Origin of the sequence: Dubosiella muris, from assembly GCF_004793885.1 — a bacterium.
In the GTDB taxonomy this organism is placed as follows: domain Bacteria; phylum Bacillota_I; class Bacilli_A; order Erysipelotrichales; family Erysipelotrichaceae; genus Dubosiella; species Dubosiella muris.
Map to the genome: position 1 here is coordinate 1 of NZ_SRYG01000015.1, position 20,602 is coordinate 20,602.

At 52.1% G+C, this 20,602-nt stretch carries 21 protein-coding genes, 1 tRNA gene and 1 other annotated feature; of the genes, 6 read left to right on the top strand and 16 right to left on the bottom strand.

Features of this window, described 5'->3' with window-relative positions:
• Positions 1-73 precede the first annotated feature (73 nt).
• Genes E5336_RS07770 through E5336_RS07800 form a run of 7 tightly spaced genes read right to left on the bottom strand, consistent with a single transcriptional unit; the run spans position 74 to position 4,798 of the window.
• On the bottom strand, positions 74-379 hold the full coding sequence (locus E5336_RS07770) for a (Fe-S)-binding protein (protein WP_135980551.1): 306 nt from the start codon (positions 377-379) through the stop codon (positions 74-76).
• Positions 380-381: 2 nt separating this feature from the next.
• Positions 382-576: a hypothetical protein gene (locus E5336_RS07775; protein ID WP_135980552.1), complete on the bottom strand. Its 195-nt coding sequence runs from the start codon at positions 574-576 to the stop codon at positions 382-384.
• Positions 576-1,151: an electron transport complex protein RnfA gene (locus E5336_RS07780; protein ID WP_135980553.1), complete on the bottom strand. Its 576-nt coding sequence runs from the start codon at positions 1,149-1,151 to the stop codon at positions 576-578. Before E5336_RS07780 ends, E5336_RS07775 begins: the two co-directional genes overlap by 1 nt.
• A gap of 4 nt (positions 1,152-1,155) precedes the next feature.
• Positions 1,156-1,812, bottom strand: a complete 657-nt coding sequence (gene rsxE, locus E5336_RS07785) for an electron transport complex subunit RsxE (RefSeq protein WP_135980554.1) — start codon at positions 1,810-1,812, stop codon at positions 1,156-1,158.
• 10 nt (positions 1,813-1,822) lie between these two features.
• Positions 1,823-2,332, bottom strand: a complete 510-nt coding sequence (locus tag E5336_RS07790; protein WP_135980555.1) for an FMN-binding protein — start codon at positions 2,330-2,332, stop codon at positions 1,823-1,825.
• Positions 2,329-3,492 (bottom strand): RnfABCDGE type electron transport complex subunit D, encoded by a 1,164-nt coding sequence (locus tag E5336_RS07795; protein WP_135980556.1) that lies wholly within the window; start codon positions 3,490-3,492, stop codon positions 2,329-2,331. The genes E5336_RS07790 and E5336_RS07795 overlap by 4 nt, the downstream gene beginning before the upstream one ends.
• Positions 3,493-3,508: 16 nt before the next feature.
• Positions 3,509-4,798 carry an RnfABCDGE type electron transport complex subunit C gene (locus E5336_RS07800; RefSeq protein WP_135980557.1) on the bottom strand — a complete coding sequence of 430 codons (1,290 nt, stop codon included), beginning with the start codon at positions 4,796-4,798 and terminating at the stop codon, positions 3,509-3,511.
• Positions 4,799-5,050: 252 nt separating this feature from the next.
• On the opposite strand from E5336_RS07800, the gene E5336_RS07805 reads away from it, so the two are divergent.
• Both E5336_RS07805 and epsC read left to right on the top strand, forming a co-directional pair.
• Positions 5,051-6,157: an FAD:protein FMN transferase gene (locus E5336_RS07805; RefSeq protein WP_135980558.1), complete on the top strand. Its 1,107-nt coding sequence runs from the start codon at positions 5,051-5,053 to the stop codon at positions 6,155-6,157.
• 99 nt (positions 6,158-6,256) lie between these two features.
• On the top strand, positions 6,257-6,865 hold the full coding sequence (epsC, locus tag E5336_RS07810) for a serine O-acetyltransferase EpsC (RefSeq protein WP_135980559.1): 609 nt from the start codon (positions 6,257-6,259) through the stop codon (positions 6,863-6,865).
• Between the two features lie 77 nt (positions 6,866-6,942).
• On the opposite strand, the gene E5336_RS07815 is transcribed toward epsC, so the two are convergent.
• Positions 6,943-7,027, bottom strand: a tRNA-Leu gene (locus tag E5336_RS07815).
• Positions 7,028-7,120: 93 nt separating this feature from the next.
• On the opposite strand from E5336_RS07815, the gene E5336_RS07820 reads away from it, so the two are divergent.
• Together E5336_RS07820 and E5336_RS07825 are read left to right on the top strand one after the other, a co-directional pair.
• Positions 7,121-7,375, top strand: coding sequence for a DUF2500 domain-containing protein (locus tag E5336_RS07820; protein WP_135980560.1), 255 nt, complete (start codon positions 7,121-7,123; stop codon positions 7,373-7,375).
• Between the two features lie 180 nt (positions 7,376-7,555).
• A complete protein-coding gene (locus E5336_RS07825) occupies positions 7,556-7,999 on the top strand; it encodes a hypothetical protein (RefSeq protein WP_135980561.1) in 444 nt (147 codons plus the stop codon).
• Positions 8,000-8,049: 50 nt separating this feature from the next.
• Here the strand turns inward: E5336_RS07825 and E5336_RS07830 are convergent, their stop codons facing one another.
• The 5 genes from E5336_RS07830 to hpf form a co-directional block, all read right to left on the bottom strand.
• Complete coding sequence (locus tag E5336_RS07830) at positions 8,050-9,456, bottom strand: amidophosphoribosyltransferase (protein WP_135980562.1); 1,407 nt, start codon at positions 9,454-9,456, stop codon at positions 8,050-8,052.
• A 73-nt stretch (positions 9,457-9,529) separates the two neighbouring features.
• Positions 9,530-12,259, bottom strand: a complete 2,730-nt coding sequence (ileS, locus tag E5336_RS07835) for an isoleucine--tRNA ligase (RefSeq protein WP_135980563.1) — start codon at positions 12,257-12,259, stop codon at positions 9,530-9,532.
• 245 nt (positions 12,260-12,504) lie between these two features.
• A complete protein-coding gene (locus tag E5336_RS07840; protein WP_135980564.1) occupies positions 12,505-13,239 on the bottom strand; it encodes a YlmH family RNA-binding protein in 735 nt (244 codons plus the stop codon).
• 65 nt (positions 13,240-13,304) lie between these two features.
• Positions 13,305-13,745, bottom strand: a complete 441-nt coding sequence (locus E5336_RS07845; protein WP_135980565.1) for a cell division protein SepF — start codon at positions 13,743-13,745, stop codon at positions 13,305-13,307.
• A 224-nt stretch (positions 13,746-13,969) separates the two neighbouring features.
• Positions 13,970-14,503 carry a ribosome hibernation-promoting factor, HPF/YfiA family gene (gene hpf, locus E5336_RS07850; protein ID WP_135980566.1) on the bottom strand — a complete coding sequence of 178 codons (534 nt, stop codon included), beginning with the start codon at positions 14,501-14,503 and terminating at the stop codon, positions 13,970-13,972.
• Positions 14,504-14,853: 350 nt separating this feature from the next.
• Between hpf and aroF the strand changes: the two genes are divergently transcribed.
• Both aroF and mnmL read left to right on the top strand, forming a co-directional pair.
• A complete protein-coding gene (gene aroF, locus E5336_RS07855; protein ID WP_135980567.1) occupies positions 14,854-15,867 on the top strand; it encodes a 3-deoxy-7-phosphoheptulonate synthase in 1,014 nt (337 codons plus the stop codon).
• Positions 15,864-16,829: a tRNA modification radical SAM protein MnmL/YtqA gene (gene mnmL / locus E5336_RS07860; protein WP_135980568.1), complete on the top strand. Its 966-nt coding sequence runs from the start codon at positions 15,864-15,866 to the stop codon at positions 16,827-16,829. Before aroF ends, mnmL begins: the two co-directional genes overlap by 4 nt.
• Here mnmL and E5336_RS07865 read toward each other — a convergent pair.
• The 3 genes from E5336_RS07865 to E5336_RS07875 form a co-directional block, all read right to left on the bottom strand.
• Positions 16,814-17,728: an alpha/beta hydrolase gene (locus tag E5336_RS07865; protein ID WP_135980569.1), complete on the bottom strand. Its 915-nt coding sequence runs from the start codon at positions 17,726-17,728 to the stop codon at positions 16,814-16,816. The two genes, mnmL and E5336_RS07865, sit on opposite strands and share 16 nt — an antisense overlap.
• A gap of 88 nt (positions 17,729-17,816) precedes the next feature.
• Complete coding sequence (tyrS, locus tag E5336_RS07870; RefSeq protein WP_135980570.1) at positions 17,817-19,052, bottom strand: tyrosine--tRNA ligase; 1,236 nt, start codon at positions 19,050-19,052, stop codon at positions 17,817-17,819.
• A 35-nt stretch (positions 19,053-19,087) separates the two neighbouring features.
• Positions 19,088-19,274, bottom strand: a binding site (T-box leader).
• A gap of 20 nt (positions 19,275-19,294) precedes the next feature.
• Entirely contained in the window at positions 19,295-20,584 is a 1,290-nt protein-coding gene (locus E5336_RS07875) for a patatin-like phospholipase family protein (protein ID WP_168353599.1), read from the bottom strand.
• Positions 20,585-20,602: the final 18 nt, after the last annotated feature.

Here is a 20,602-nt window from a genome sequence, read left to right on the forward strand (position 1 = left end):
CATCTGGAAATTAATCTCCAGATGGTTAAGCCATTTCTTAACTAAATGACATTGCGGGTTTCCCCGTTTTTTTTTATCCCTTGATCGTAATGGTGCTGCCATCCGGTCCGGGCGTGCTTTTCAAGTATTCGATGATTTCCGCTTTTTTGTCCGCTTTGCACGGCTTGCATTTGAAGTCGGTCACGTCGCCGCCAACCATCGCTTCCGCCAACGCGCCGCAGCCCGCGTAGCCGCAGCCGCCGCAGTTGTAATTTGGAAGGGCGGCCGTCACCCAGTCTACGCGCGGATCGGCTTCCACATGCAGAAACTTGCTCGCCAAAGCCAGACCGCATCCAAGCAAAGCGCCAAGGACAAGCATCATCAAAATCGCACTGACCATACTCAGGATCCTCCTTTTGTCTTATCATGATTGGGATTGTTCATGCAGGAATAGTCCTTGCATCCATCGCAATCCGCTTTTAAATTTTCACATCCAGGCGGCAGGGGCGTCCGCTTGTTCATCAAAAACAAGACGATATAGACGCCAACGAGTCCGCCGAATAAAATGATCGCGCCAAGAATCGTTTGAATCGGCATTAAACGATACCGGCAAATCCGCTGAACGCCATCGCCATGATCGCGGCCACGATCAACGCGATTGGATTTCCTTTCAATGGCGCCGGAACGTTGGCGATATCCAGACGCTCGCGAATCGTCGAGAAGATGTACAGCACGATCGCGAAGCCAAGCGGCGTTCCAATCGAGTATACGAGCATCTGCGCGAAGTTGTAGCTGTTCGAAATGTTCACAAGGCACACGTTGAGCACGACGCAGTTGGTTGTGATCAGCGGCAAGTAAACACCGAGCGATTTGTACAGCGCCGGACTTGTCTTTTTAATAAACATTTCCGTCAGCTGCACAAGTGATGCAATGACGAGAATGAACGTGATCAAATCCATGAATTGCAGCTGGAGCGGAACAAGTACCAAATAGTACAGGCCATATGTGACCAGCGCAGCCACGACGATAACGAACATAACGGCCACGCCCATGCCGATTGCCGAGCTCTTCTTTCTTGAAACACCCATGAACGGGCACATTCCAAGAAACTGGTTGAGCACGACGTTGTTGATCAAAACGCTTGTCACCAACAAAGTAACCAATTCACCCATAGTTCTACTTTACCTCCCCGGCCTGTGCCGCTTTTTCATCAGCGTGTTTTTTGTACGCGCCAACGAGCGCTGCCAAAATCGCGAAGGTGATAAACGCACCTACCGGCGAATTGAACAGCGAAATCGTATACGCTTCCGGAATCAGCCGCACGTTGAGCCAGACTTGCGCCTCGTTGAACGGATTGACTAAATTGAGAACGCCAGTCGCGAGCACTTCACGAATGAACGACATGGCCACGACAGCCAGCGTGTAGCCAAGTCCCATTCCCAATCCATCCAGCGCGGAATCCGCGATGCCATGTTTGCTGGCGAACGCTTCCGCCCGCCCGAGAATAATACAGTTTACGACAATGAGCGGAATGAAGACGCCCAGACTCGTGTTCAACGCCGGCGCGTAGGCCTCGATCAGCATTTGGATGATCTTAACGAGCGTCGCGATAATCACGATATACACCGGAATGCGGATCTCATCCGGCACGATTTTTCGAATCGCCGAAATAATCACGTTGGATAAGATCAAAACCATAATGACTGCCGCTCCCATACCAATCGCGTTGTTGACGGTTGTCGTGATGGCCAGCGTCGAACAAATACCAAGGTACAAGGAGAATACAGGGTTGTCTTTGATCAAACCGGCTTTAAAATTTTCAAATCGGTTCATGATAGTCCCCCTATTCTAATCCAGCCGCAATATCGGCTGCCTGATGAATGCCGTCGACGACTGGTGTCGAAGTCACGGTCGCGCCCGAAATCGTGTCGATCGGACCAGCTGCCTCTTTGCCGACAACGCCTTCTGCGAACGCCGATTCCATGATCTTGGAACCAATGCCTTTCGTGTCGCCGTTGGAAATCGCCTTGAAGGCCGTCACTTTCAAATCATTTTTGTCGATCGCGACAAGGAATGTCGTCCCGTCTTTGTAGCCGGAAACGCTCATATTGAAAATATAGTTGTTTTCAAACGAATAAATTTTATTGATGCTTGGATTGTCCGTCGTCACGTCCATGATTTCGAATTCATCGACGTTGGCGTCCGGATACATTTCAAGCAGCACTTGTTTTTCGGCCCGTTCGTTGTTGGCCTGGATGACCGGCGCGGTCATTTGGTTCGCAAACGCCAAAGCGCCGCCCGCCAGCGCGGATACGATCGCCAAAAACAAAGTCAAATGCAGGATTTGTTTCATAGCGCGGCCTCCCCTTCCGTCGTTTCAGGCACGACGTACGCCGTCGCGCTGGACGAGGTTTTCAATGTCGTGACTGGCTCGATCGTCTGCGCCGCGAAGAACGAAACGCCCAACGCGCATAAACAGAAGCAGGCGAACGAAATATACACTTTTTTGCGAATCTTGAGCTGGTTGCCGTCCAGTGCCGACTCGATCATCGGCGTGAACATGTTCATCAGCAAAATCGAGTACAGGCAGCCTTCCGGCAAGTTGGCCTTCATTCGGAACAACACCGTCAGGATCGCCGCGCCCAGCGCAAAGAGCACACGGCCCGCCGCGCTTGTCGGATTCGTTACCGGATCCGTCAGCATGAACACGGCCCCGAACACGACGCCGCCCGTCACCAAATGAAGCGCCGGATACCACAGGAACGCCGGAATGCCGTTGTACGATTCCAGTCCGGCCATGAGCGCGATCACCGCGGTCATCACCGCGATGCCGCCCAAATACACGACCGGCACGCGCCAGTCGATAACGTGGCGAAGCGCCAGCACCAATCCAACGAGCAAAATCGCGATCGTGAAGGTTTCTCCCATCGCGCCGGCGTAGGTTCCCATCGCCACCGACCCGAAGCCGCCAAACTGCTCCAAAAAGCTTTCCAGCACTTCCGGCGTGGCCGGCAGCCAATGGTAGTCGCCCGCGATCAGCGCGGTTGGCGTCGCCGAAGTCACAAGATCGGTCGTCGCGCCTGTGAACGCGGCGAAAATCACCGCCCGGCCAACACCGGCCGGATTAAAGATATTTTGTCCGAATCCACCAAAAAGAAGACGGCCGACAACGATCGCGAACACCGTCGCGATGATCAACGCGTACGGCGTGATCGTGATTGGGCACATCAGCGTCAAAATGATCGCCGTCACCCATCCAAACGAGTGCGCCAGAAACGGCTTGATTGGCTGTTTGGTCGCTTTGGCGAAAATCACTTCGCACACCAGCGTCGTCACGAGCGAGCAGACAAGCAAAAGCACCGCCTGCAGCAAATACTCCATACCGTACGCTGTGGCGTAATACGCGCAAGCGCAGGCGAAAATGATCATCAGTCCGATGGTCAAATCGCGCATGATGTGTTGTGTCGATTGTTTTCCTTTGATATTCGGGCTTACGTGAAAATTAAACTTCATATGTTTTCATGGCCCCCTATTTCTTTTTCTGCAAAGCCAACGCCCGTTTCGCTTTGCGTACATTTTCCGTCACGTCGATTTTGGACGGGCACACATACGTGCACAAGCCGCACTCGATGCAGCTCATCGCCTGCCGGCGCTCCATCTCCTCGATGTTGCCTTCCTTCATCGCCATGGCGATTCGAACCGGCTGGAGTCCGGCCGGACAGTGGTCGGAACAGCTGCCGCATCGCAGACACGCGATGGCGTTGTCCGCCGGATTGTCAAGAATCGTCAAGGCGTTCATCGCCCGGTCGATGACGAACATGTCGTTTGGAATGGCTTTTCCCATCATCGGACCGCCCGCGATCAATCGAACGGAGTCCAGCTTGAATCCTGTATGTTCGAAAATTTCCTTGACCGGCATGCCGACTGGCACGCTGACGTTCATTGGATCTTTGACACCCGCGCCCGAAACCGTCACGATTTTATTGGCGATCGCCTCGCCATGCTCCATCATGCGGGCCAGCTCGATCGCGGTGCCGGCGTTGTTCACGATGCATCCGGCCTCGGCTGGCAGGTTGCCGTACTCTTTGTGCAGCACTTCGCGGACAAGCACGCGCTCCCATCCCATTGGATAAACGTCCGGCACCTCGCGCACTTCCACGCCGGTGTTTTCAGCCGCCTGTTTCACCACGGAAATCAAATCCGGGTGCGTCTTTTTAATACAGATGATCACACGCTGCGCTTCCGCCATTTTCTTCATGATGAGCGCGCCGGTCACAAGATGCTTCGGATCGTCCATCATCATTTTATAGTCCGCCGTGATGTACGGCTCGCATTCGACGCCGTTGATGAGCACGGTGTCAATGCCGTTTGGCTTCAAGTATTTGACATACGTGGGAAATCCAGCGCCGCCCAAGCCGACCAAACCGGCGTTTTTCGTAAACTCCACCAGTTCCTCCCGGGACGCGTTTTCGTATCGAATCGGCGCAAACGCCTGGATTGCGGTTTGTTTATGATCCACTTGAATGACCATATGCGGTTGCGGACGCAGCGACGAGTGCATCCGTTTGGCGATCCCGGTAAACACGCCGGAAACGCTTGAATAAATCGGAACGACAAAACCGGATTTTGTCTGTGCCAGCTTTGTACCAACAAATACCTGGTCACCTTCGTGAACCAAGACTTCAAAATCAGTATTGTTGCCTGCGACTAAAGGAATGTAGACTTCCTTCGCGGGCATGATTTCCAGAACTTTTTCATGTTCGGTCTCGGCCTTATGACCAGGGATGTGTTGACACATTTTTCCTAGAAAAAGTGACATATTTTTCCCTTTACCTCCATTTGTTATACATGGATAATTCTATTCTATTTTCTTGAAAGATTCAATGACGTATGCTAAACTATTCACAAAAACAGTTTTTTAACTTTATCTAAAGAATTCCATCAAATAATTATCTGAACAAATTCCCTCGCGTTGTCTCTCTTTCCCTCGCGTGTTCCCCCTTTGGACAAAACCGGAAAATCTCCATGGATTTCCCTGTCGAATTCCGCGTTTGCGGGTATAATAGAATGTATGGAAAAGAAGAACACAAATACGAAATACTGGATCTTTGGCTCGATCGCGTTTCTGGTGCTTGTTATCGCGCTGGTCGCCTCGACCACTTATCGTCCTAAATCGGCCGTCCAGACGTTCAACGAAACGTATACGGATTTAGGTTTCGACACGCCAATCACATTTCAAGCCACGTGCACCGAGGCTGAATTTGAAAAATACGAATCCATCCTGAAATCGACATTTGTCGACTACAACAAGATTTTCGACCAATATGATGAATACGAGGGCGTCAACAACGTCTACACCTTGAATCAGGAAGCGTACGACCACCCCGTCGAAGTACCCAAAGCGATGATCGAATGTCTCGACATGGCGATACGGGCCGGCGAAATGGACGAGCGATTCGATATCAGCGAAGGCAAAGTGCTCACGCTTTGGCATGACGCCAGAGAAGCCGACACCCCCTATGTGCCAAAGGACGCCGACATCCAGGCCGCCCGCCAGCACGAAGGCATCGCCGCGCTGGCAATCGACCACGACAAAAACACCGTCGCCTTCACCGATCCGAACTTGAAACTGGATCTAGGCGCGATCGCGAAAGGATATACGGCGGGTGTGTGCGCCAAGCGCCTGCACGAGGCGGGTCTGGACAACGGCTACATCAACGCTGGCGGAAACGTTGTGCTGCTGGGTGAGAAGCCCGACGGCAAAGACTGGGTTATTGGCATCCAGTCGCCCGACCAGTCGCCAAGCGTCGTCCAGTTTGTCACCCGGCGCCCGGTCGTGATGGTGACAAGCGGCGACTATCAGCGTTATATGGAAGTGGATGGCAAACGCTATTCCCACATTATCGACCCGACGACCGGCTATCCGGCGGCGTTCATGCGCAGCGTGACGGTCATTGCCGACGCCGACCAGTCGGCATGGGCGGACGCCATGAGCACGACCCTGTTTTGCATGCGTGTGGAAGACGGCATGAAATTTTGCGAAGACAACGCGTTGCAAGCGGTATGGATTACCGACAAGGAGCAGTCCGTTCCCGGTTTGGAGCCGGATTTCAAGACCCCGCAGTACAATATTTACTGCACGCCGGGATTGAAGGACGCGCTCAAACTGACAATGTAAGCCCGAAGAGATCGCGAGATCTCTTTTTTTGTGCCGAAAATGCTTTTCATTTGTGGTCGCGTCCAAAATAAGGAACAATAAACCCGAGAAGGTGACGCTATGCAATTTATTCAGTTTATTAAACAGGAAATCGAATGGATCAAACACAACGATCCCTCGCTTTCTTCCACCCTTGAAATTTGGTTCATGCCAGGATTCCGGGCGTTAAAGACCTGGTATTTCACCCATAAGCTTTATCCCAGGCATCCGGCGCTTGCCCGGATCCTCTCGCTGCGCGCCCAGCAAAAAACCGGAATCGACATCCATCCCGGCGCCACGATTGGCGAAAAAGTGTTTATCGACCACGGCAGCGGAGTCGTCATTGGCGAAACGTGCGTCATTCACGACCGGGTCATGATTTATCAAGGCGTGACGCTTGGCGCCACAGGCAAAGTCACCGGAAAACGTCATCCGACCATCGAAAGCGATGTCGTCATCGGCGCCGGGTCGAAAATCATTGGCAATATCGTGCTTCACCACGGCTGCCGGATTGGCGCGGGCTCCATCATCATCAAGGACGTTCCGGCCGACACGACGATGATTCCCGCGCCGGCATACGCTATTCGCAACCAGTACGGCCGGATCGACGTGCCCAACATCGCCTCGCTGGAAGGCAAGCTCAACACCGTGCTTCGAAAGCTGGACGATGACGGTCAAAGAAAAAAATAAAAAAAAGATGTCGGCCGGCATCTTTTTTTGTCAGACGCATAAAAAAAAGCCCTTTATTCAAGGGCTGAATTTACACATGGTGCGGAGAACGGGACTCGAACCCACATGAGTTGCCTCACTAGCGCCTGAAGCTAGCGCGTCTACCAATTTCGCCATCTCCGCAAGTGCAGGACTATAATATCAAACCCCGCGGCCGAAGTCAATCCCGAAAGCACCATATTTTTAAATTCTTTTCTCCTGCCGTATAATGATCCCATGAAAAAAGCAGAAACCATTCGTGTCGAAGCGACACTCGTCAACAAAAGAGTTTCCTCCTACAACGCGGTCGAGGGACTCGAAAATCCAATGGATATGTATGAACTTGATTTTATGGCGGACGGCAAGCCCCTTTCTTTCGAAGTCAGCGTCTTCGAATTCCAGGCCGTGGAAATCGGCATGCAGGGACTTCTCGTGTATCAAGGCTACAACATTGTTTCCTTTGGTTCATGGATCAAAGATTTCAAGATGTAAAACCAGGCACGCAACCCAAAAAATCAATTATACTTATAGGAAAGTCCTATTTCGTTGAGGCTGTCGGCAATTTACTTTACTCAAGTAAATAGAAAATTTTATCTTACTCTTTCAAAATTAGGGATGATTTTTTCAGAAAATAGTCTTATAATTTTCTCATCCTAAAAAAGGAGGTATTCCATGAAAAACACCATTGTTATTGTTTTAGAGGTTTTGATCGTCGTCTGCGTGGCCGCGATCGGATTCGTGTTTTGGAAAAAGCATCAAAAGAATTCCCGACAGCAGCAAAAAGAAAAAATGTTCAAGGAAAAATTCGGCGTCGAACCGCCTAGATCCGGTCAGCTCACGCTGGAAGATCAAAAAGTGTTTCCTTCCTATTATCAGCTTAGCCTGAAGTACAAAAAGGAAAACGACCAATACGTCTGGGAACCTTCCCGCATCCGAATGGGACGGTTTCTCCTCTTGCTTCCCGATCCATACCAGGCAATCGAATACATTCAGTATTTATACAACGAAGGCGTTCCACTCGTTCAAAAAGGCGAGAAGGAGCCTTCCCTGCCAACGCTTGAGGACCTGAAAGCCGCGCTGCCGGCCAAAGCGTTTTTTGCTCTTCGTCATTCCTGAAAAAAAGCTTTCCACGACAATCCCTGTCCATGGAAAGCTTTTTTATTAATTTATTCCTTGCCGTTCCAGCAATACGTGCACAACTCGCACTCGTCGATTCCGATCGACTCGATCATATCGTCCAGACGATGATAGCGCAAGGAAGTGAAATTGAGCTTCTCGCGGATTTTCTCGCACATCGTCGCGTATTCCGGACTGTCGGGATCCGCGTACGTCCGCAACGTTTCCACCGAAACGTCCTCCCCTTCCATCTCTTCGATCACCCGGCGGGTAATGAGCTCGCGCTCCGAATTGGAACGGGAAAAATTCAAATACTTGCAGCCAAACATAATCGGCGGGCACGCCGGCCGGACGTGCACCTCTTTCGCGCCGCTTTCATAAAGAAACTCGGTCGTTTCGCCCAGCTGCGTTCCCCGGACGATGGAATCGTCGATAAGCAGCAGTTTTTTATCCTTGATTAAATCCGCCACGGGAATGAGCTTCATCTTCGCGATCATGTTGCGCTGCGCCTGGCTGGTCGGCATAAACGAACGCGGCCACGTCGGCGTGTATTTAATAAACGGTCTTGAAAACGGGATGCCGGTCACATTCGAGTAGCCAATCGCGTGCGCGATTCCCGAGTCGGGAACGCCGGCCACGCTGTCGACCTCCACATCGTCGCGGGCGGCCAAAATTTTTCCGCAGCGGTTGCGCATCGTTTCCACGTTGACCCCTTCATAGGTCGAAGTCGGATACCCGTAATACACCCACAGGAAGGAACACACTTTTTTTTGCGTATACGGCTTTTGCAGCACTTGCACTTCCTTTGGCGTGATCAAGTCGATTTCCCCCGGTCCAAGGTCTTTCATATGGGTGTAGCCCAAATTCAAAAACGCGCTGCTCTCAAATGTCACGCAATATCCGTTGTCCTTTTGACCGACAATCACCGGCGTTCTTCCCGCTTTGTCGCGCATCGCGTAAATGCCGTCTTTGTTCATCAGCAAAACGCTCATACTGCCGTCCACCAAATCCTGCACCGATTTCAAGCCTTCCACGATCGAGTTTTTCTGGTTGATCAACGCGCCGATCAGCTCGGTCGGGTTGACGCCGCCCACGCTCATTTCCTGAAAATGCGTCATTCCTTTTTCAAAGCAATGCGCTTTCAAGCCTTCCAGATTGTTGATTCGGCCAACCGTCGTGATCGCGAAGCTGCCCAGATGGGAATGCAGCAGCAAGGGCTGGGATTCGTAGTCGGAAATGCAGCCGATCCCGATCTTTCCTTCAAAGCTGTCGAGATCCTTGTCGAATTTCGTCCGAAACGGCGTGTTCTCGATATTGTGGATCGCGCGGGAAAAGCCGTTTGCCCCCCATACCGCCATGCCGGCGCGGCGCGTTCCTAAATGCGAATGATAGTCGATGCCAAAAAACAAATCCAGTACACAACTTTCTTTTGAGGCAACCCCAAAAAAGCCACTCATACTCAAAATCCTCCCTTTCTTTGTCTTTTTAGTATAACACCAAAAGCAAGATCCGAAAATCTTGCTCTTTTTTTTATTCGAGATTTAAAATTTGCGCGCATCGGTCGCACAATCCGTCTTCGTGTTCGCTTTCCGTGTAGTTCCAGCAGCGAGGGCACACATGGCCTTTCGCCTTCTCTACTTCCACGCCGCACACGTCGAAAGCCGTCAACGGCTCCTCGACAAATTCAACGCCGGACACGATCAGCCACTGCGCCGGATTTGGCACGATTTCTTCAAACAGCGCTCTGATTTCGTCGCTGACAAACAAACGAATCGAAGCTTCCAGCGATTTTTTGATCAAGCCGTCCGCTCTGGCGATTTCGAGCGCTTTCAGCACGTCTTTGCGCACTGCCAGCAGCTTGCCCATTTGTTCGACGAGGCGGTTGGCATCGACATCGAGATCCACGCTCGCAAACGAGCTCAAGTGAATCGACTCGTCGTCGAAATGCATGAAGTCGTTGACTTCCTCAGTCGTATGGCAAAGAATCGGCGCCCACAGTCTTGTCAGCACATCGAGGCACAAATACAAAACGGTTTGCACCTGCCGACGCTGCGAATCGTCCACATTTAAAATGTATAAAATGTCTTTCGTGTAATCCAAATAGTAGGCGGACAACTCGTTGGTCATGAAATTCGTCAACTGGCTGACAACGTCCGCGAACCGGTACTCGTCATACGCCTTGATGCACTCCTGTGCCACGCGGTTGAGCTTCACAAGCACATACGTGTTCAGCGGGCTCAGTTCGCCGGTTGGTACAAGATCGGCTTTCGTGAAGGTGTTGTTATCCAGGTTGGCCATGAGGAAGCGGAACGTGTTGCGCACTTTCCGATAGTTTTCCGCCACCTGTTTCAAGATGTTTTGTCCCATCGAGCAATCGGCCTGGTAGTCGACGCTCGTCGCCCACAGACGCAAAATATCCGCGCCGAACTTTTTCGTGATCTCGCCTGGCGCCACCGCGTTCCATTGCGATTTGGACATCTTGACGCCTTTTTCGTCCATGACGAAGCCATGCGAAAGCACCTGCTTGTATGGCGCCTGCCCATACACAGCCGTTCCGACGATGAGCGACGAGTTGAACCAGCCGCGGTACTGATCCGATCCTTCAAAATACAAATCAGCCGGATAGCCAAGACCGCGCCCGATCATCGCGCCGGTATGCGACGATCCCGAATCAAACCAGACATCCATCGTGTCCGTTTCCTTGCGGAAGATGCCGTTTGGCGAATGCTCGTTCGTGTAGCCAGCCGGCAGCAGCTCGTCGGCGTCTTTCTCAAACCACACATTCGAGCCAAACTCGGCGAACAAGTCTGCCACGTGGTCGAACACGTTTTGATCCATGATCGGCGTGTCGTCCTCGCCATAGAAAATCGGAATCGGAACGCCCCACAGACGCTGCCGGGAAATGCACCAGTCGCCACGGTCGGCAATCATGTTGTGCATGCGACCCTCTCCCCACGCCGGAACCCACGAAATCGAGTGGATCTGCTCAAGGAGCTGGTCGCGAATTTTGTCGATCGAAGCGAACCATTGCGTCGTCGCCCGGAAAATGATTGGTTTTTTCGTCCGCCAGTCATGCGGATAGGAGTGCGTGATAAACGTCAAATTGAGCAGCGCGCCCAGCTCGTCCAATGTCTGGGTGACGACTTTGTTAGCGTCCTCCACATACAAGCCTTCCAAATTGGCGCCTGTTCCCGCCATCAGCTTTCCTTGCTCGTCGACGTTGACATCCATGGCCAGTCCGTACCGCATGCCGGTGTTAAAGTCGTCTACACCAAACGCCGGTGCCGTATGGACGCAGCCTGTTCCGGCGTCGGCCGTCACATAGTCCGCGAGCACGACCAGGCTTTCCTTTTCCGGATAGAGCGGATGCGTCGTCGTGATGAGCTCCAGTTCCTTGCCCTGGAACGTTTGCGTGATTTGGTATTGCTCCACGCCGAATTTTGGCATGAGATCTTCCACCAGTTCGCGAAGCACGACCAGCTTGCCGTGGTCGGTATCGACCAGGGCGTACTCCATGTTTGGATGCAGGGCGATGGCTTTGTTGCCCGGAATGGTCCAAGGCGTCGTCGTCCAGATGACGAAATGCGTATCCGTATCCAGCACGCCTTTGCCGTCTTTGACTTGGAATTTCACAAAAATGGTCGGCGACTTGATGTCTTTGTATTCGACTTCCGCCTCGGCCAGCGCCGATTCGCTTGATGGCGACCAGTATACCGGCTTCAGCCCTTTATAAATAAGGCCCTCCATCGCCATCTTTCCAAAGATCCGGATTTGTTCCGCTTCAAAATCTTTCGTCAAGGTAATGTATGGATGGTCGTAGTCCCCGATGCTTCCAAGCGACAAAAAGCCCGCTTTTTGTTTTTCGACTTGCTCCATCGCGTAGTCGTAGCATACTTTTCGGAACGCCGCGATGTCCATTTTCTTGCGGTCGTACCCCAGCTTCGTGACCGCTGTCTCGATTGGCAGGCCATGCGTGTCCCATCCTGGAATGTAAGGTACCTTGTAGCCTTCCATGAACTTCGACTTGTTGATGACATCCTTCAAAATCTTGTTCAAGGCGTGTCCCAGGTGAATGTCTCCGTTGGCGTATGGAGGGCCGTCATGCAGCACGAACGGCTTCGCGTCTTCGCGGCGCGCCAGCATCTTGTCGTACAACTGCTCCTCCTGCCAGCGTTTTTGGTATTTCGGTTCTTTCTTCGTGAGATTTCCACGCATTTCAAAGCCGGTTTTCGGCATATGCAATGTGTCTTTGTAATCCATGTGTTCTCCCTCCTGTTCAACAAAAAAAAGACGTCCTGTTCCAAGGACGTCAATCACGCGGTACCACCAAGGTTCCCGGAAGCTCCGGGCACTCGACAGGGTAACGGCCTGTTCCGGGCAAACCTACTTTTCGTTCGGCATGCCAGCTCGAAAGGGATACCCCCTGCCTGTTCCATCACGCTCTCTCACCGGTGCGAGCGCTCTCTGATCATGGTCGGCGGCAGACGACGCGTCTTTCTCATTGCCTACATATACTTTTCAAACCGCAGCACGAACCGGTCTTTTCTTGTCGTGCTGACCACGTCGAGAAAGCGGAACCGTCCGATTTTGCGGATAGAAACAAAGTCATTATTACACATCTGCCTGTTTTCATCAAGCACAACATCGTTGACTTTCACAAGTCCCTGCTTGAGCATCGCTTTCGCTTTCGCTCTCGAGCAATGGGCTAAGGCCGCCACGACGGCATCGAGCCGCAGTCCCGCCACGTTGACCGTGATTTGCTCGCGCATGATGCGCAATGGCTCGCCGACCTCCCCTTCCGAAAAGGAAACGCTGTGCCGGCCGATTTGCGTCAAAGACGAGGCGATGTAGTCCGCCATCCCCTCGGTACAAAAAATGTACAGCCGCTCTTCCATCACCAGCAAATCCCCGATCGTTTCCCGCTCGATGCCCAAGTGCATGAGCGCGCCCAAAATATCCTTGTGGGTCAGCGCCTTGCCAAAGCGCCCATCGTAGCGCGCCGTCAAAACGCATACGTTTGGCGCCTGGCACGGATACGGGGAAAGCCGCGCGATTTTGCGTTCCGCGTCCTCATAGCCGCCATTCATTTGAAGCGTCAGCTGGTTTCCGGCGAGCGTCTTGACGATTTCCTGCTCGGCCAGGGTGAGAAACCCGGTCGTAACCGGCTGCTGGCGACGCTGACACAGCGCGGTCATATCCTTGATTTTCGCGATAAACCATTCATGTCCTTGTCTGATCATTTTTTGCCTCCATTCCAAAAAAAAGCCGCCCGGCTGGACGGTAAAGTGCCAATGGACTTGGCGGATTACGCTTCGTCTAGATCGTCTGGATCACCCAGGGAGATCTGTCCGGAAACGCCAATCTGCTGCGGTGAGCACAAAATAACGTTTTGTCCGATTTTCTGGATCTTGCCATCCAGCGCGAATACGACACCGGTCAGGAAATCAATCGTGCGCTGTGCGTATTCACGATCCAATTTATGTAGATTCACAACGACCGCGCGCCCCTCTTTAAGACGAAGACCAACTTCTTCCGCTTCTCCAAAACTTCTTGGTTCAAACAAAACCATCTTTGTATTTGGATTTAAAGTGGATGCGTTCGAACGGTTTTTAGGTCTTTCATACTGGCTTTGAGGTTCTACGTCAACTTCGCTTTTGCGTACCGTTTGAGTTTCGTATACAGAGTTTTCTTCTTCACTCTCATCAATCGGAGCAACAAATTCTTTGACTTTATCTATAAATCCCATGTGATAAACCTCCTTATCGTACATAATTATAACACAGTTTTTTCGAAGGAAAGGAATTAAAACCTATTCTCCAGACCATTCGCGTGTCTCATTTTTTGATTATGTAAACTCTTCTTCACTGGAAATCCGCAATGCACGCATTGCACATATGACTATATCACAACTCGGGAAATTAAAAAACTAAAAATCTAAAAAAAAATAAAAAGCCCGAATCGGGCTTTTGCTTATTCGGTTTCGATCAAACCATAACCTCCATCGTGGCGGCGGTACACGACCGCGATCTTGTTCGTCTCGTCGTCGGTGTAAATGAAGAAATCATGGTCGAGCAGCTCCATCTTCGTGATGGCCTCGTCAAGCGACATCAATTCAGGAACAATGGATTTGGTCCGGACGATCTCGTCGTCGCTCACTTCCTCCTCGTCGAACAGTTCCAGATCGAGGAACGCTTCCGAAAGCGGATGCGAGTTCTTTTTCGTGATGCGCGTCTTTTGCCGGCGAACCTGATCCTCCAGCTTGTCAATGGCCCGGTCGATCGCGCGATACAAATCGTCGTCGCTTACTTCGGCCCGCAAAATCGCGAACCGCGTCGGAATCGTAATTTCAATTTTTTGTTTTGTAGGGTATGTACGAATCAAAACATTGGCCGTATCGTCATCGTCGATGATGAAGTACTTGTTGAGTACGGTCAGCTTTTTCTTGATCTTTTCCGCGATCGCCTCCGTCACTGTGATGTTTTTTCCAACAATATTGACTTTCATACTCAATACCTCCTTGTATAGGATCCAACGATCCTTTGGTTACTTGTATTTTACCACAATGTTCCGGTATTGGCGAAACTTTAAGCGCTTTCATGCGTAAAAGACACTTTTTCATCCATTTTCGCCACACGTTTTTTGCGATACGTCGGTTTCCGTTTTCAAAAGCGCTTGAAAAAAAATGAAAATTTCGATACACTGAACCCATGAATCCGACAAAATCCTTTCGATTTATCCACTAACACCCGCAGCATCAAACCTTCGCCGTTTGATTTTTCAGCAGGTGTTCCAAAAAGGCATTTCCCGCAATGGAATGCCTTTTTCTTTTCAGATTCATATCAAGGAGGAAAGTTATGATTATCACATTGAAAAAATCCGCGCCTCAGGCCGAAGTCGACAAGCTGCTGCGCCGTTTCGAAAGCCAGGACCTGCAAGTCACGTTCATCCAGGGCGCCAACTACAACGTGTTCGGCCTTGTTGGCGACACATCCAAAGTCGACGAGAAAAACATCCAGGCCAATCCGATCGTCACGAACGTCCAGCGCGTCGCCCAGCCGTACAAGCTCGCCAACCGCATGTTCCATCCCGAAGACACGATCGTGAACGTGGACGGCATTTTGATTGGCGGCAAAAAAATCGTCCTTATCGGCGGACCCTGCTCGGTAGAAAGCGAAGAACAAATCGTGCGCATCGCCAAGGAAGTCAAAGAGGCGGGCGCCGACATGCTGCGCGGAGGTGCCTACAAGCCAAGAACTTCCCCGTACGCCTTCCAGGGGCTGGGAACCGAGGGCGTTCTCGATTTAGTCAAAGCCAAAGAGGCGACCAGTCTGCCTGTCGTATCCGAGCTCATGTCCATCGACAAGCTCGATGAATTCGTCCAATACGTCGATATTATCCAAATCGGCGCCCGCAACATGCAAAACTTCGACTTGCTCAAGGCGGTAGGCCGCACCAAAAAGCCGGTCCTTCTCAAGCGCGGCTTGTGCAACACGATCGAGGAGTGGATCATGGCCGCCGAATACATCATGGCCGAAGGCAATCCGAACGTCATCTTCTGCGAGCGCGGCATTCGAACCTTTGAAACGTACACCCGCAACACGCTTGATCTCGCCGTCATTCCGATCATTAAAGAGCGCACCCATTTGCCAATCATCATCGACCCGTCCCACGCGGCAGGCGACTATAAACTGATCGAGTCGCTTTCGCTGGCCGCGATCGCCGCGGGAGCCGACGGTTTGATCATCGAAGTGCACGACGATCCGGAAAACGCGTGGTCCGACGGGGCGCAAAGCTTGAAGCCGGCCAAGTTCAACGATTTGATCGCCAAAGGCAAAGCGATCGCCCACGTCATCGGCCGCTCGCTATGAGAAAACCGAATCAAGTCAAAACCAATCCGTTTCCGTATTCCCACACGAATAAGCGCTACTATACGATCGACCACTATTTTCGAAAGAAGTACGGAAAAAAAGTCGCGAAAGTCCCGCTGAACGCCGGGTTCACCTGTCCTAACCGCGACGGAACCAAAAGCGTGGGCGGATGCGCCTTTTGCTCGTCTCTTGGCTCGGGCGACTCCATTCCCGCCTTCTTCGACACGCTGTCCAGACAGTACGAGGAAGGGCTGGGGCGGATGCGGCAAAAATGGCCGGACTGCCTTGGCTTCGCGTATTTCCAGTCGTACACGAACACGTACGCGCCGCTGGAAACATTGCAGGCGATTTACGACCCGTTTTTTGCGCGCGACGACGTGCAAGGCGTGTGTATCGCGACCCGGGCCGATTGTTTAAGCGAGGAAATCGTCGCCTATTTGGCCGAACGAGCCAAACAAAAAGAAGTGTGGATCGAGCTGGGCTTGCAAAGCGTCCACGACAAAACGATGGACGCGCTCAACCGCGCCCACGATTCCGCCATCGTTTTTCAATGGATCGAACGGTTAAAACGCACACCGATCAAAACGTGTGTCCATCTCATCAACTCCCTTCCCGGCGAGAGCGAGGATGACATGCTGGAAAGCGCCAGACAGGTGGCGGCGGCCCGTCCCGACGCCATCAAGATCCATATGCTGCATATCGTCAAAAACTCGAAGATGGGCGCCGACTTCGTCCATCATCCCTTTGCGCTGCTCAGCCGCCAGGCGTATGTCGATGTCGTCGTGCGCCAGCTGGAATGCCTGCCTGCCGACATGATCGTGGAGCGGCTGACCGGCGACGCGATTCAAAGCGAGCTTATCGCGCCGGAATGGACATTAAAAAAGACCATCGTTCTCAACGCGATTGATCAGCGGATGGTCGAATGGGACACGTGGCAAGGCAAGAATCACACATACGTGTGAATCCACTCGCGAAGCGTGGAAAAATACAGCGCGGGATCTTGATAGCGGGCGATGGCGTGCTCCCCGCCCTCGATGAGCAGCAGCTGTTTGGGATAATGGGCGAAATGGTACAACTTGAACACCATATGCGTTGGAACGAACTCGTCTTTCGTTCCGTGAATGAACAGCGTCGGAATGTGCGAACGGTGCACCGCGCCAAGCGGATCGGCGTCTTTGAACCGAAAACCGCCGCGCAGTTTCGTAATCAGACTCGCGACATGAACAACTGGAAAAGGTGGCAAATGCGCCATCTTTTTTAGTTGGTACGAGAATTCGTCCCACGCGCTCGTGTAGCCGCAGTCCTCGATGCACGCCTTGACGTTGGCGGGCAGGTTTTTAGCCAGGCTCATCATCACGGTAGCGGCCCCCATGGACACGCCATACAGCACGATGGAGCAGTTTGGATCTTTTTGCACGACGTACCGGATCCAGTCCACGAGGTCGTCGCTCTCGTAATATCCCATGCTGACCGCCTTGCCTTCGCTTTTGTTGTGGGCGCGCTGCGAAAGGGACAGGACATTGTAGCCTTCTTCCAAAAAGAAGTCGGCGACATCGACAAGCTCGCCGTTGCGGCCCATGTACCCGTGCATGAGAATCGCCCATTTGCTGGCGTGCTGGTCCACTTCGATGCCATGCAGCCGCAATCCCTGGCGGTTCGTCAAGTACACATCCTGCGGGCCGTAAGTCAAAAAGATTTTTTCATATTTCTGGGTGCGCTTGTCCATCACGATCGGTCCGGTGATATACTGTTTGTCGTTTTTCATGTACAGGCACACGCTGTAAAACACATGGCCGATCAAAAACAAAAGCCCTGCCGTCGCGGCCACGATAAGCAGGATGATCAGGATCCACATGAACATCACCTCAATAAAAGTATACCACCGCTTCCTCGCAGCGTCGTGAAGAAAACACAAAAAAACGGAAAGACCCGGCTTCCCGTTTGACTGGCTATCCTTCCAAAGCGACGCAGTAATAGCGTTTCTTGCCGCGGCGGATAATTAAATCGTTGTCGATGTACGCCTGCTCTTGCGTCATGCGCGTGTCGGGATCGGTGACTTTCACGCCGTTGACCGCGATCGAGTTTCCTTTGATCCACTCGCGTCCTTCCCGCTTGCTGGCGGCGATTTTCGTGTCGACGAGCAAGTCGAGCAGCGTCAGACCGGCCGGCGCGCTCAGTTTTTCCATGTTCATGATGGCGTCCTTGCGCATGCTTTCGTCCAGCTCGCTCAGCTTGCCGCTAAAGAGCGCCTGCGTGATGGAAAGCGCCGCCTGAAGTCCTTCCTCTTTGTGCAAGTCGCGCACCACTTCGCTGGCGAGCGCCTTTTGGGCGTTGCGCTTGTGCGGTTCCTCGCGCAAGGAGCGTTCGAGCTCCTCGATTTGCTCGACGGACAGGAACGTCAGCTTTTTCAAATATTCAATGACTTTGTCGTCTTCCGTGTTGAACAAAAACTGGTACAGCTCGTAAGGCGACGTTTTTTTCGCGTCCAGCCACACGGTGCCGGTTTCGCTTTTGCCAAACTTCGTTCCGTCCGCCTTGGTGATGAGCGGCATCGTCAATCCAAAGCATTTCACGTCGTTGCCGCATTTTTTACGAATGAGCTCCAGACCGGACGTGATGTTGCCCCACTGATCCTGCCCCCCGATTTGCATACGGCAGTTTTTTTCCTGATACAAATGCAAAAAGTCGAGCGACTGCAAAATCATGTATGAAAACTCGGTGTAGCTGATGCCCGAGTCCAGTCTTTTCTTGACCGTTTCCTTGTTGATCATGTAGTTGACGTTGAAGTGCTTTCCATAGTCGCGCAAAAAGTCGATGATGGAAATATCCTTGGTCCAGTCGAGGTTGTTGACCATGTCGAAGCCCCATAGCGCGTTAATTTGCCGGTGGAGGGCGTCGTAGTTGGCTTGCAGCACTTCAGGGGTGAGCATGTTGCGCTCGCCGGTCGCTTTCGGATCGCCGATGAATCCGGTCGCCCCGCCGACCAGCATGATGGGATGGTGTCCATGCTGTTGCAGGCGCTTGGCCATGAGCAGCGAGGAATAGTGTCCAATGTGCAAGCTGTCCGCCGTCGGATCCGTGCCGATGTAAAACGTCAGCTCGCCGTTGTTGATTTCGTCTTCGATTTCGGGCGAAGTCACGTTGTCGATCAACCCCCGCCATTTCAATTCGTCAAATAAATTCATAGTTTCCTTCTCCTCCAAAATAAAAAACGTCCTCGTAAAAGGACGTCATAAACGCGGTACCACCTTTTTTCCTGTTTGAAACAGGCTCTCGAACCTTTAACGCAGGTATACGTCGTATCGAAGCTCCGAGGTGTATTCCATGGACCGGTCCGAAACTTTTCACCAGCCAGTTTCTCTCTGCGCGATCGGCGCCCATGTACTCTGTCTCTTCACAGCATTAAATCCATTATATCCAAAAACCGCTAAAGTTCAAGAAGGATCTGCGTCGTTTCCATGACGCGCCACGCCTGGGCGACATAAAAGCACGGGGCGAATTTTTCCTTCATGCAGTCGAACGCCGGCGGCAGGCTGCCATGGAAATACAAAAGCGCCGAATGGAAAAACACGACATAGTCCTGGACGCCTTTTCGTTCCATCGCCTCGAAGCGCCACGGGTACTCGACTTTGTTGGGATCCTCGTAAAAATGGTTGAAGTGGGCCAGAATCAGACGCAGGAAATCTTTGAAATGATACTGGCGCTCCATGGGAATGTTGCACAAAATGCCGAGCACCTCAAGCAGACGGCCGACAATGTAATCGTCGCTGTATTTGTTTTTGAGCGGCTGCGGCTGGAAATGCAAAAAGTAGTCGTACACCATTTCCATCGCGTCGTTGAACTGGGTCAGCATACCAATGCGTCCTTCGCGCAAAAGCAGCTTCAAGCACGCTTTCTCCACCCGCTGCATCAGCTTCCAGTCCTCTTCGAAAAACGTGTACAAGTAACCGGGCGCCTGGTCGAGATATTTAAGCGTTTCAAAATACCCTTCCCGCATTTCAGGAACCATGTCCTTGGCTTCGAAGTCCAACACCGAGTGCAACTTCATCAGCGGACGAATGCGGATGTGGGGCGTGCTGATTTTCGCGACCTTCTCTCCCGGTTCGGCTAAGTCGACGACAACAAGATCCTCTGCGCCCATTTTCACGCACTGGTCGACGGGCAGCGTTTGTTCATAGCCGCCATCGGCATAGTAGTCCTCCCCGATTCGAATAAGCTGGTACGCCGGAAAATACGCCGTGCTCGAAAACAGCTTGGGAACGAAGTCTTCCGGCCCCATGTCCTTTTTCTCAAAAGCGACCAGCTTGTTTTGGTTGAGATTGAACGACAAGCACGCAAAGTCGACGGGCGCGTTTTGAAACGCGTCATAGTCGAAGATTTTTAAATACTCGTTTTGCAGACCGGACACGTCCGGCCCCCCCTTCATGAATTGCTCTAAAAACTCGTTGAAATCCCGCCGGATGAACGATTTCGCGTTGTACTGATTGGGATAGACAAACAAGTTGTTCGACAACGAGGACTGGCGCATGTTCGAGATCCACGGCACAAGCCGGTCCACGCCATCCTGCACGACGATGGCGCCGATCAGCGCGCCAATGCTGACGCCAGTCACCACGTCAAACGTATACCCAAGTTCTTTGAGCGCCATGCACACGCCGACTTCGTAGCTGCCGCGGGCGCCGCCGCCTCCAAGAACCAATCCTTTTTTTCCGTTCATTTCTATCACCTCGATTTT